Here is a 12,184-nt window from a genome sequence, read left to right on the forward strand (position 1 = left end):
TGGCCGCCGCACGCGCGGAACACCCCCGCGCGTGCGGCAAGTCGCGCGGCCGCGCTCAGCGGCGCGCTTCCAGGCGCGAGATTTCCGCTTCGAGCTTGTCGAGCTCGGCGGCAATCGCGTCGTGGTCGGCGAGTTGCTGCTCCGCCTGCTGCGCGAGCCCCTTCATCCGGCTCAGATCGCCGGACGCCCGCGCTTCCTGCAGGCTGACTCCGTACAGCACGCCCACGTGCTCGTGCGGCGGATCGAGCGGGATCAGCGAGTTGTCTTTCGACACGATCGCGTGCTCGATCGAATGCCAGCGCCCTTCGTGCAGGTAGCGATAATTCGCCGTACCCGACTGCCAGTCCTCGGTCAGCAAGCCGTTGAACTCCAGAATCACCACCTGCGGCGCGACCGGACCGCTCGGGCTGCCCGTGACGCTCAGCGCGATCATCGGCGGCGACAGCGGGTCGATCCTCATCAGATGGAACTGCCCGGTGACGCGTGCGCGGAAATGCAGCGGCGGATAGATCGGCTGGGTGATGCGTGCGAAGCCCGAGACGATCTTCTCGACTTCGTTGACGAGCAGATACAACCAGAGGACCGGCGCGCCGAGATTGGGCGTCGCGACGCGAAGTTGGACGGGAAACAGACCGGTAGTAGCCATGACGTTAGCTCCACGAAGATGTACGAACGATGTCGATGCAAGCCCGCGCCGCTCACTGCCGGCTTTCGAGCTTGGCGATTTCCGCCTTCAGCGCGCCGAGCGCGGACGCGATGTCGTCGCGGCTTTCCAGCTGCTGGCGCGCGTAGGCGGCGAGCGTCTTCATGTGCGCGAGATCGCCGGACGCGGCCGCATACTGGATCGTCACCCCGTACAGCGGCACCGGCCCGTAAGGGGTGCGCGACGATTCGCGAATGACCGGGCCGGGCTCGAGCGGCACGACTTCCGGATCGGCCTTGACCGGTACGTTCTCGACTTCGTGCCAGGTGCCGTTCGAGTAATAGCGATACGACGCGACGCCCGTCTTGCCGTCGCCCTTGAGCAGCAGCTCGCCGAAGAACGTGATCATCGAATTCGAGTGCGGCCCGCCCTGGTTGCCCTGCAGCGAGATCTGCACGATCGCGCCGCGGCCGTCGCGACGCGGCGGCGGGCCGAGCCGGAACACGTAGGTGCCCCAGACGTCCGCGCGGAAGTTGAGCGGCGGATTCACGGCCTGCGAGATCGTCGCGGTGCCGACGACGCTATGGTCGACCGTGTCGACCACCAGATTGAGCACGAGCTGCGGCGCGCCGGGCAGCCCGGTGCCGACGATGTAGCGAACCGGAAACAAACCGACACGAAGATCTTCGGACATGTGAGCCTCCTTGATGCGGGTGGTTGAACGACGACGAAACACTGAAACGCCGCCGCGGCGAAACGGCGCGCCGAAGCGGCGCTCTCGCGGCTACTTCCGTTGTTCGAGCTTGGCGATTTCGATCTCGAGCAGCTCGAGCGCCGTGGCCAGGTTGCCCTGTTCGCTCAGCAGCGTCTGTGCCTGCTTGCGCAGCGACTTCATCTGCGTGAGATCGCCGCCGGCGATCGCCTGATGGATCGCCACGCCATACGGCGTGATCGGATGACCGTGTGCTTGACTCATGATTTCCTCGTTGAAAATGACGATGGCCGACAGCCCCGTGCCCTCTCCTGCAACCGGCGATATGCGTCTGGCTGTCGTGGTTCTGCAGGATCGGGAGTTTCGTCGATGAATGACGCGTTTCTCGCCATGCGGCGACACGGCGTCCCGCGCCGTGCCGCTTGCCGCCCGTGATTTGCCATTACTTGTCCTTCTGAACAGGCGCGTCGTTGTTCTGCGGCGGTAACGCGGTTGTCTCCGTACGCCCGTCAGGCGGGACGCTTGCGCGTCGTCGGCGGGTCTGCGTACTAAGGTTAGGTCGCCTGCGCGCTTTCGCTATCTACCAAAACTGGTAGTGGTCTGCCGAATGCCGAGCCTGCGGAGCGAGCGGCCCGGCGCCAGGCATGCGCAACGCTCGGCTCGAGCGTTGCATCGCGCGGTCGGCGCGGGCTCGGCGCGCGATCCGCCGGCGAACTGCCGGCGAACTGCCGGCGATCGATGCAGCGACCGACGCCCCGCTCGGCATCGGTCCGACGATGCGCCGGCGCATCGCGCATCGCAAGCCGCGCGCCGTGCATCGCACCGCACGCAGCACGCCGCGCGCCGCGCGCCGCCATTCGCCAACCGCCATTCGCCGGCCGCCGGCCGCCGGCCGCCAGCCGCCAGCCGCCAGCCGCCAGCCGCGGCAGCATTGTCGGGAGCCGCCGCCTTCGAGCATGCCCCGGTTTCGCGCCGCCAAACGCGGCTTCGGCGCGATTCGGCACGGCTTCGGCGCGATTCGGCGAACGAACCCCGCCAATAGTGCGCCGGCACGACGAATTTCCTTGCGTATCGCCCGCCCCCTTCCTAGAGTGGAGCGCAAAGAGCCGGATTGCATCGGCGGCGCGCGCATCGCACCGCATTGTTCAACGTATCAATTCAATCGATAGCGAAGGAACGTCGATGACCGACATCGTGGACCACGCGCGCGGCGCCCTGCGCGCGCAACCCTTCAGCATGCTGCTCGGCACCGAGCTCGTGCACATCGGCGGCGACGAGGCATCGCTGCGCCTGCCGATCCGCGACGAGCTCAGGCAGCAGTACGGCTTCGTCCACGGCGGCGTCATCAGCTATCTCGCCGACAACGCGCTGACGTTCGCCGGCGCGCTCGCGCTCGGTCCGCGCGTCGTCACTAGCGAATACAAGATCAATTACCTGCGCCCGGCCGTCGTCGGCACGCTGATCGCGCGCGCGAAGCTGATTTACGCGGGACGGAATCAGGCGACCTGCCAGTGCCACGTGTTCGTGATCGACGGCGATCACGAACGGCTCGTCGCGGTCGCTCAGGGCACGATCAACCGTGTCGGGGACGGGCGCGAGCCGGGTGCGGTCGAAGAAAAGGCGTAGCGCGTCGGCAAGCTGCGCGTGCGGGGAGGCGAGCGGCCTCGTCGGCCGCGTGAAACGGCGGGGCGAGCGTGGAAGACGGCACGCGGCTTGGGTGACTTGGGTGACTTGGGTGACTTGGGTGACTTGGGTGACTTGGGTGACTTGGGTGGCTTGGGTGGCTTGGGTGGCGCACGGTACGGCAGCGAATCCGCCGTTGCAAAGCGGTCGCGCCGAACATCGGAATAGCGGCATCCCGGATCACCACCATGCGCGATCGTCGGGATGCCAAATCATGGAAGCTTCAGATCACCGCAGCATCGGGACGCGGAAGCGCCCGGATGGCGAACCGCCCGCACGTCGAAGCTTTGAAGCACTAAATTCAAGGAACTCCGGAACTTTCGAGCTTCGAGCTTCGAGCTTCGAGCTTCGAGCTTCGAGCTTCGAGCTTCGAGCTTCGAGCTTCGAGCTTCGAGCATCGGAGCTTCCGGGCATCGGAAAGCAGGAACGTCAAAACGCCGAAGCACCCGATCATCGAAACAGCGCCACGACTAACCACCCGAACGCCCGGTCATCGCCCCGTCCAAGCGCCGAAGCGTCAGAACGCGTCGCCCGGCACCCGCACGAAGCCTTCCATCAGCACGCGCGCGCTGCGGCTCATGATCGCCTTCGTGACGACCCACTCGCCGCCCGCCTGCTTCGCCTCCGCGCCGACGCGCAACGTGCCCGACGGATGCCCGAAGCGCACGGCCTCACGCTCGCCGCCGCCCGCCGCGAGATTCACGAGCGTACCCGGAATCGCGGCCGCGGTGCCGATGGCCACGGCCGCCGTGCCCATCATCGCGTGATGCAGCTTGCCCATCGACAGCGCGCGCACGAGCAGATCGACGTCGGCGGCCGCGACGCGCTTGCCGCTCGACGCGACGTAGTCGGCCGGCTTCGCGACGAACGCAACCTTCGGCGTGTGCTGGCGCGTCGCGATTTCGTCGAGCGATGCGATGAGGCCCATGCGCAGCGCGCCGTGCGCGCGGATCGTCTCGAACATCGCGAGCGCCTTCGCATCGCCGTTGATCGCGTCCTGAAGCTCGGCGCCGGTGTAGCCGATCGTCGCCGCGTCGACGAAGATCGTCGGAATGCCCGCGTTGATCATCGTCGCCTTCAGCGTGCCGACGCCGGGCACCTCCAGATCGTCGACGAGATTCCCGGTCGGGAACATCGCGCCGCCCGCGCCCTCCTCGTCGGCCGCCGGGTCCATGAATTCGAGCTGCACTTCGGCGGCCGGGAACGTGACGCCGTCGAGCTCGAAGTCGCCCGTCTCCTGCACCGCGCCGCGCGTGACCGGCACGTGCGCGACGATCGTCTTGCCGATGTTCGCCTGCCAGATCCGCACGATCGCGACGCCGTTCTCCGGCACGCGCGCCGGATCGATCAGCCCGCCCGCGATCGCGAACGGGCCGACCGCCGCCGACAGGTTGCCGCAGTTGCCGCTCCAGTCGACGAACGGCTTGTCGATCGACACCTGGCCGAACAGGTAGTCGACGTCGTGATCGGGACGCGCGCTCTTCGCGACGATCACCGTCTTGCTGGTGCTCGACGTCGCGCCGCCCATCCCGTCGATCTGCTTGCCGTACGGGTCGGGGCTGCCGATCACGCGCATCAGCAGCGCATCGCGCGCGGCGCCGGGCTTTTGCGCGGCCTCGGGCAGATCCTGCAGGCGGAAGAACATGCCCTTGCTGGTGCCGCCGCGCAGGTACGTCGCGGGAATCCTGATTTGAGGGAGGTGAGCCATGGTTCGTGATGTCCTGTGTCGATCGATCGGAGCGAGTGCTTCGGCACCGACTCCGATCTCATGCAATGCAGGTGGGCCGGGGCCGCCCGCGCGCGGCGAACGGCCCCGCAAGGCGGCGCGTCGCCGCATCGCCCGGCAACGCGCGTCACCGCACCGTTACGCCGCCTTCGACGATTCGAGGAAGTCCTGCGCGAAGCGCTGCAACACGCCGCCCGCGTCGTAGATCGACACTTCCTCGGCCGTATCGAGCCGGCACGTGACGGGCACCTCGACGCGCTCGCCGCTCCCGCGATGGATCACGAGCGTGAGATCCGCGCGCGGCGTGCGCCCGCCGATCACGTCGAACGTCTCGGTGCCGTCGATGCGAAGCGTCGTGCGGTTCGTGCCCGGCTTGAACTCGAGCGGCAGCACGCCCATGCCGATCAGGTTCGTGCGGTGGATGCGCTCGAAGCCTTCCGCGACGATCGCCTCGACGCCCGCGAGCCGCACGCCCTTGGCCGCCCAGTCGCGCGACGAGCCCTGGCCGTAGTCGGCGCCGGCGACGACGATCAGCGGCTGCTTGCGATTCATGTAAGTCTCGATCGCTTCCCACATCCGCATGACCTTGCCTTCCGGCTCGACGCGCGCGAGCGAGCCTTTCTTCACCGCGCCGTCGACCACCGCCATCTCGTTGATCAGCGTCGGGTTCGCGAAGGTCGCGCGCTGCGCGGTCAGGTGGTCGCCCCGGTGCGTCGCGTACGAATTGAAGTCTTCTTCCGGCAGACCCATCTTCGCGAGGTATTCGCCGGCCGCGCTGTCCAGCAGGATCGCGTTCGACGGCGACAGGTGGTCGGTCGTGATGTTGTCGCCGAGCACGGCGAGCGCTCGCATGCCCTGCAGCGTGCGCTCGCCCGCGAGCGCGCCTTCCCAGTACGGCGGGCGGCGGATGTACGTGCTCCGCGGCCGCCAGTCGTACAGCGGCGCCGCGCGCTCGCCGGCGTCGGCCGCGCGCGCGAACATCGGCTCGTAGACGCGGCGGAACTGCTCGGGCTTCACGCTCGACGCGACGATCGCGTCGATCTCCTCGTCGGTCGGCCAGATGTCCTTCAGCGTGACGGGCTTGCCGTCCTGGTCGTGGCCGAGCGCGTCCTTCTCGATGTCGAAGCGGATCGTGCCGGCGATCGCATACGCGACGACGAGCGGCGGCGACGCGAGGAACGCCTGCTTCGCATACGGATGGATGCGGCCGTCGAAGTTGCGGTTGCCGGACAGCACGGCCGTCGCGTACAGGTCGCGCTCGACGATCTCCTGCTGGATCTTCGGATCGAGCGCGCCGGACATCCCGTTGCAGGTCGTGCACGCGAACGCGACGATGCCGAAGCCGAGCTTCTCGAGTTCCGGCAGCAGGTTCGCTTCTTCCAGATACAGCTCGACCGCCTTCGAGCCGGGCGCGAGCGAGCTCTTCACCCACGGCTTGCGCGTAAGGCCGCGCGCGTTCGCGTTGCGCGCGAGCAGGGCCGCGGCGATCACGTTGCGCGGGTTGCTCGTGTTCGTGCAGCTCGTGATCGCGGCGATGATCACCGCGCCGTCGGGCATCTCGCCCGCCTTCTCCTCCCACTGGCCGGCGATCCCGCGCGCGGCGAGGTCCGACGTCGGCAGCCGCTTGTGCGGGTTCGACGGGCCGGCCATGTTGCGCACGACGCTCGACAGATCGAACGTCAGCGTGCGCTCGTATTGCGCGTTGGCGAGCGTATCGGCCCACAGGCCCGCCGCCTTCGCGTAGGTTTCGACGAGCTTCACCTGCTCGTCGCTGCGGCCCGTCAGGCGCAGATAATCGATCGTCTGCCCGTCGATGAAGAACATCGCGGCCGTCGCGCCGTATTCGGGCGCCATGTTCGAGATCGTCGCGCGATCGCCGAGCGTGAGGCTCTTCGCGCCCTCGCCGCGGAATTCCAGATACGCGCCGACCACCTTTTCCTTGCGCAGGAATTCGGTGAGCGCGAGCACGACGTCGGTCGCGGTGATGCCGGGCTGGCGCTTGCCCGTCAGCTCGACGCCGACGATGTCCGGCAGGCGCATCCACGACGCGCGGCCGAGCATCACGTTCTCCGCCTCGAGGCCACCCACGCCGATCGCGATCACGCCGAGCGCGTCGACGTGCGGCGTGTGGCTGTCGGTGCCGACGCAGGTGTCCGGGTACGCGACGCCGTCGTGCGCCTGGATCACGGGCGACATCTTCTCCAGGTTGATCTGGTGCATGATGCCGTTGCCGGGCGGAATCACGTCGACGTTCTCGAACGCCTTCTTCGTCCACTCGATGAAGTGGAAGCGATCCTCGTTGCGGCGATCCTCGATCGCGCGGTTCTTCGCGAACGCGTCCGGATCGAAGCCGCCGCATTCGACGGCGAGCGAGTGATCGACGATCAGTTGCACCGGCACGACCGGATTCACCTTCGCCGGATCGCCGCCGCGCTCCGCGATCGCGTCGCGCAGGCCCGCGAGATCGACGAGCGCCGTCTGGCCGAGGATGTCGTGGCACACGACGCGCGCCGGGAACCACGGGAAATCGCGTTCGCGCTTGCGCTCGACGAGCTGTTTCAGGGAATCGGCGAGGATCGCCGGGTCGCAGCGGCGCACGAGGTTCTCCGCGAGCACGCGCGACGTGTACGGCAGGGTGTCGTACGCGCCCGGGCTGATCGCGTCGACGGCGGCGCGCGCGTCGAAATAATCGAGCGACGTGCCGGGCAGGGGTTTGCGGTTGGCAGTGTTCATTGCGTGGGGACAGACTGGGTAACGATCGTCGCGAAACGGCCGGGCGTCGCGCCCGGCCGCCGGATGCCGCCGATCAGCGCTTCTCGATCGGCACGAACTTCAGGTCTTCCGGCCCGGTGTAGTTCGCGCTCGGGCGGATGATCTTGTTGTCGACTCGCTGCTCGATGATGTGCGCGCTCCAGCCGGACGTGCGCGCGATCACGAAGAGCGGCGTGAACATCGCGGTCGGCACGCCCATCATGTGGTACGACACCGCGCTGAACCAGTCGAGGTTCGGGAACATCTTCTTGATCTCCCACATCACCGATTCGAGCCGCTCGGCGATGTTGAAGAGCTTCAGGTCGCCCGCTTCCTTCGACAGCTTGCGCGCGACTTCCTTGATCACCTTGTTGCGCGGATCGGAGATCGTGTAGACGGGGTGGCCGAAGCCGATCACGACTTCCTTGTTCTCGACGCGGCGGCGGATGTCGGCTTCCGCTTCGTCAGGCGTGCGGTAGCGGTTCTGGATCTCGTACGCGACCTCGTTCGCGCCGCCGTGCTTCGGCCCGCGCAGCGCGCCGATCGCGCCCGTGATCGACGAATAGATGTCCGAGCCCGTGCCGGCGATCACGCGGCCCGTGAACGTCGACGCGTTGAACTCGTGCTCCGCGTACAGGATCAGCGACGTGTGCATCGCGTCGACCCACGATTTCGACGGCGTCTTGCCGTGCAGCAGGTGCAGGAAGTGTCCGCCGATCGAATCGTCGTCGGTTTCCGTTTCGATCCGGCGGCCGTTGTGCGAATAGTGATACCAGTACAGCAGCATCGAGCCGAGCGACGCCATCAGCCGGTCCGCGATGTCGCGCGCGCCCGGCAGGTTGTGATCGTCCTTCTCGGGCAGCACGGTGCCGAGCACCGACACGCCCGTGCGCATCACGTCCATCGGATGCGCGGACGCCGGCACCCATTCGAGCGCCGCCTTCACGTTCGCGGGCAGCCCGCGCATCGCGCGCAGCTTCGCCTTGTACGCGGCCAGCTCGGTGACGTTCGGCAGCGTCTCGTGCACGAGCAGGTGCGCGATCTCCTCGAATTCGCTCGAGCCGGCGATGTCGAGAATGTCGTAGCCGCGGTAATGCAGATCGTTGCCGGTCTTGCCGACCGTGCACAGCGCCGTGTTGCCCGCCGCGACGCCCGACAGCGCAACCGACTTCTTCGGCTTGAAACCGCCCGCGGCGTTCGTCGCCGCCGCTTCCTTCGTCTCGCTCATCCTTATACTCTCCTGGGTTCGAATCCGTGATTCCCTGCTTCGGTGCTCGCGCGCATCCGCGCTTCAGTTCCGGCCTTGGCTGAAGAGCTGGTCCAGCTTCTCTTCGTATGCGTAGTAGCCGAGATACTCGTACAGCTCCGCGCGCGTCTGCATCGTCGGCACCGCGGCCTTTTGCGTGCCGTCGCGGCGCACCGTCTCGTAGAAGTTCAGCGCGGCCTTGTTCATCGCGCGATACGCGCCGCAGCAGTACAGCGCGATGTCGACGTTCGCGCTCTTCAGCTCGTCGAGCGTGAAGAGCGGCGTCGAGCCGAACTCGGTCAGGTTCGCGAGAATCGGCACCTTCACCGCTTCCTTGAAGCGGCGGTAATCGTCGAGCGTCTTCATCGCCTCGGGGAAGATCATGTCCGCGCCCGCCTCGACGTACGCGATCGCGCGCTCGATCGCCGAGTCGATGCCCTCGGCCGCCGCGGCGTCGGTGCGCGCCATGATCACGAAGGTCTCGTCGGTGCGCGCGTCGACGGCCGCCTTGATCCGGTCGACCATCTCGCCCGTCGGCACGCATTCCTTGCCCGGACGGTGGCCGCAGCGCTTCTGGCCGACCTGATCCTCGAGGTGCACCGCGCCGACGCCCGCCTTGATGAACGAGCGGATCGTGCGCGCGATGTTGAACGCGCCGCCCCAGCCGGTATCGATGTCGACGAGAAGCGGCAGGTTCGTCGCGTTGGTGATCCGGTTCGCGTCGACGAGCACGTCGTCCATCGTGCTGATGCCGAGATCGGGAATGCCGAGCGAGTTCGCGGCGACGCCGCCGCCCGACAGATACACCGCCTTGAAGCCGACCGCCTCGGCCATCTTCGCGGCGTACGCGGTGATCGCGCCGACCACCTGCAGCGGCTGCTCGGCCGCGACCGCCGCGCGGAACTTCGCGCCGGCGCTGATCAGTTGTGGGTTGCCCATCGACTCCTCCTGAAAGATGCTCGTCAAGAGCAAGGTCCGGGCCAGGCCGATCGCCGGCCGCTAAGCTGCTGATTCTGCGCGCAATCCGCGCTCGCCGCTCATGTCGGACAATTTCAATTTCGAAATTGAAATTCCATATTTGAAATCAGCGCGCGATAATGCGAATCGTCATCCATCCGGCCGAGCGCCGCGCGCGCCCGGCCTTTCGGTCTCGATCATGAGCACCCTACCCGAAACCGGCGTGCGCCCGCGCGTCTGGGCGGTCGGCATCAGCCGGCTGCGCGCCCTCTTTCGCGACATCGCCGACGAATACGAAGAGCGCGCCGACCTGCGGATCGTCGCGCGCGGCTACGAGGAAGCGATCACCGCGCTCGCGACGGCGGGCGGCGAGCGGCCCGACGCGATCGTCGCGGCCGGCTCGAACGGCACCTACCTGAAGGCGCGCGTGCGCGTGCCCGTCGTGCTCGTCAATCCGACCGGCTTCGACGTGATGCACGCGCTCGCCCGCGCGCGGCGCGACGCGAGCCGGATCGCGCTCGTCAGCTACGGCGAAACGCCGCCCGAGGTGCGCAGCTTCGTGGCCGCGTACGGGCTCGACGTCGTGTTCGCGTCGTACCAAAGCGCGCAGGAAGCGGAAACGCGCGTGCTCGAAATGCGCGAGCGCGGCATCGAGACCGTCGTCGGGCCGGGGCTCGTCACCGATCTCGCCGCGAACGTCGGGATGGGCGCGGTGTTCGTGTACTCGCACGCGTCGGTGCGCGCGGCCGTCAACACCGCGCTCGAGGTCGCGCACGCGACGCACGCCGAGGCGCTGCGCCGCGAGCGCCTCGACAACCTGCTGCAGCATCTGCGCGACGGCGTCGTCGCGCTCGACGGCGACGGGCGCGTCGAGGCGATCAACGAGCGGCTCGCGCTCGCGCTCGGCGTCGAGCCGTCGGCCGCCGTCGGCCGCGCGCTGCACGAGCTGACGCCCGAGCTGCGCACGCTGCGCGCGGCCGACGGCGACACGCTCGCGACCTTGCGCGGCGTGCGCTACGTCGTGCATCGCGGGCCGCTCGCCGCGAGCGGCGGCGCGCCCGGCAGCGTGCTGACGTTCCAGGAATCGCGCGCGGTCGAGCGGCTCGACCGCACGCTGCGCTCGCATCAGCACGCGCAGCAGTTCACCGCGCGCTACCGGCTCGACGACGTCGTCGGTGCGTCGCCCGCGATCGCGCACGCGCGCGATCTCGCGCGGCGCTACGCGAAATCGGACGCGACCGTGCTGATCCTCGGCGAAAGCGGCACCGGCAAGGAGATGATCGCGCAGAGCCTGCATGCGCTGTCCGCGCGCCGCAAGTATCCGTTCGTCGCCGTGAACTGCGGCGCGTTTCCGGAAGCGCTGCTCGAGAGCGAGCTGTTCGGCTACGAGGAAGGCGCGTTCACGGGCGCGCGGCGCGGCGGCAAGGCGGGGCTCTTCGAGGCCGCGCATCGCGGCACGCTGTTTCTCGACGAAATCGGCGAGATGCCGCCGTCGCTGCAAAGCCGGCTGCTGCGCGTGCTGCAGGAGCGCGAGGTCGTGCGCGTCGGCTCGACCGAGCCGATCCCGATCGACATACGCGTCGTCGCGGCGACGCACCGGCCGCTCTTCGCGGCCGTCGAGGCGGGCGCGTTCCGCGCGGATCTCTATTACCGGCTCAACATCCTGAACATCGGGCTGCCGCCGCTGCGCGAACGCGCGGCCGACATTCCCGCGCTCGCCGCGACGCTGCTCGCGCAGGCCGCGCAACGCGAGCCGCGGCTCGCGGACAGGCTACGCGACGCGCACGACGCGGCGCGCGCGCTCGCGGCGGCGAACGCGGCGTTGAGCCGCTATCAATGGCCCGGCAACGTGCGCGAGCTGCAAAACGTGATCGAGCGGATCGCGGTGGAGCTCGCCGATGCCGACGAGCGCGGCGACGCGGCGGCGAGCGTGGACACGCTGCGCGCGATCGCGCCCGAGGTGCTCGCGAGCGACGCGTTCGCGGCGGGCGGCCAAGGCGAGCGCGGCGGCAACGCGGATGCAGGCGATGGTGGCGACGATGACGCCGCGCAAGGCCTGACGCTCGTGCAACGCCGCCGGCGCGCGGAAGCCGACGAAATCCGCGCCGCGCTCGACGCATGCGGCGGCGATCGCGATCGCGCGTGCGCGATGCTCGGCATCAGCAAGACGACGCTGTGGCGCAAGCTCGCCGCCGACGAAGGGAAAGCGCGGCAGCGGTAAGCGCGGCGGCGGCGTGTGACGCGCAACCGGGAACTTGCGGCGAAGCGCTTTCGCTTCGGTTCTTGCGGTTTGCGGTTTGCGGTTTGCGGTTTGCGGTTTGCGGTTTGCGGTTTGCGGTTTGCGGTTTGCGTCTCGCATCTCGCATCTCGCATCTCGCGACTTGCGACTTGCGACTTGCGACTTGCATCTCGCGTCTCGCGTCTCGCGTCTCGCGTCTCGCGTCTCGCGTCTCGCGTCTCGCGTCT

The 12,184-nt window shown here is 68.2% G+C and carries 10 protein-coding genes; 3 read left to right on the top strand and 7 right to left on the bottom strand.

Features of this window, described 5'->3' with window-relative positions; genetic code table 11:
• Window positions 1-55: 55 nt before the first annotated feature.
• From WS91_RS29995 to WS91_RS30005, 3 genes are all read right to left on the bottom strand, one after another.
• Complete coding sequence (locus WS91_RS29995; RefSeq protein WP_038754693.1) at window positions 56-646, bottom strand: DUF1842 domain-containing protein; 591 nt, start codon at window positions 644-646, stop codon at window positions 56-58.
• A gap of 52 nt (window positions 647-698) precedes the next feature.
• The gene (locus WS91_RS30000; RefSeq protein WP_038754690.1) at window positions 699-1,337 is read right to left on the bottom strand and encodes a DUF1842 domain-containing protein; all 639 of its coding nucleotides are present in this window, start codon (window positions 1,335-1,337) and stop codon (window positions 699-701) included.
• Between the two features lie 90 nt (window positions 1,338-1,427).
• A complete protein-coding gene (locus tag WS91_RS30005; RefSeq protein WP_038754687.1) occupies window positions 1,428-1,619 on the bottom strand; it encodes a DUF1843 domain-containing protein in 192 nt (63 codons plus the stop codon).
• Between the two features lie 380 nt (window positions 1,620-1,999).
• Between WS91_RS30005 and WS91_RS36535 the strand changes: the two genes are divergently transcribed.
• Window positions 2,000-2,524, top strand: coding sequence for a hypothetical protein (locus WS91_RS36535; RefSeq protein WP_156432562.1), 525 nt, complete (start codon window positions 2,000-2,002; stop codon window positions 2,522-2,524).
• Window positions 2,525-2,537: 13 nt separating this feature from the next.
• Window positions 2,538-2,981 carry a PaaI family thioesterase gene (locus WS91_RS30015; RefSeq protein ID WP_038754684.1) on the top strand — a complete coding sequence of 148 codons (444 nt, stop codon included), beginning with the start codon at window positions 2,538-2,540 and terminating at the stop codon, window positions 2,979-2,981.
• Between the two features lie 574 nt (window positions 2,982-3,555).
• Here WS91_RS30015 and prpF read toward each other — a convergent pair.
• The 4 genes from prpF to prpB all read right to left on the bottom strand — a co-directional run bounded on the left by prpF (window position 3,556) and on the right by prpB (window position 9,700).
• Window positions 3,556-4,746, bottom strand: a complete 1,191-nt coding sequence (prpF, locus tag WS91_RS30020) for a 2-methylaconitate cis-trans isomerase PrpF (RefSeq protein ID WP_059671558.1) — start codon at window positions 4,744-4,746, stop codon at window positions 3,556-3,558.
• A gap of 156 nt (window positions 4,747-4,902) precedes the next feature.
• Window positions 4,903-7,497 (bottom strand): Fe/S-dependent 2-methylisocitrate dehydratase AcnD, encoded by a 2,595-nt coding sequence (gene acnD, locus WS91_RS30025; protein WP_059671559.1) that lies wholly within the window; start codon window positions 7,495-7,497, stop codon window positions 4,903-4,905.
• Between the two features lie 73 nt (window positions 7,498-7,570).
• Window positions 7,571-8,743, bottom strand: coding sequence for a bifunctional 2-methylcitrate synthase/citrate synthase (gene prpC / locus WS91_RS30030; protein ID WP_059671560.1), 1,173 nt, complete (start codon window positions 8,741-8,743; stop codon window positions 7,571-7,573).
• Window positions 8,744-8,806: 63 nt separating this feature from the next.
• A complete protein-coding gene (gene prpB / locus WS91_RS30035) occupies window positions 8,807-9,700 on the bottom strand; it encodes a methylisocitrate lyase (RefSeq protein WP_038744230.1) in 894 nt (297 codons plus the stop codon).
• Window positions 9,701-9,917: 217 nt separating this feature from the next.
• On the opposite strand from prpB, the gene prpR reads away from it, so the two are divergent.
• Window positions 9,918-11,939 (top strand): propionate catabolism operon regulatory protein PrpR, encoded by a 2,022-nt coding sequence (gene prpR / locus WS91_RS30040; protein WP_059671569.1) that lies wholly within the window; start codon window positions 9,918-9,920, stop codon window positions 11,937-11,939.
• Window positions 11,940-12,184: the final 245 nt, after the last annotated feature.

Origin of the sequence: Burkholderia sp. MSMB1498 (assembly GCF_001526245.1) — a bacterium.
Classification (GTDB): domain Bacteria; phylum Pseudomonadota; class Gammaproteobacteria; order Burkholderiales; family Burkholderiaceae; genus Burkholderia; species Burkholderia savannae.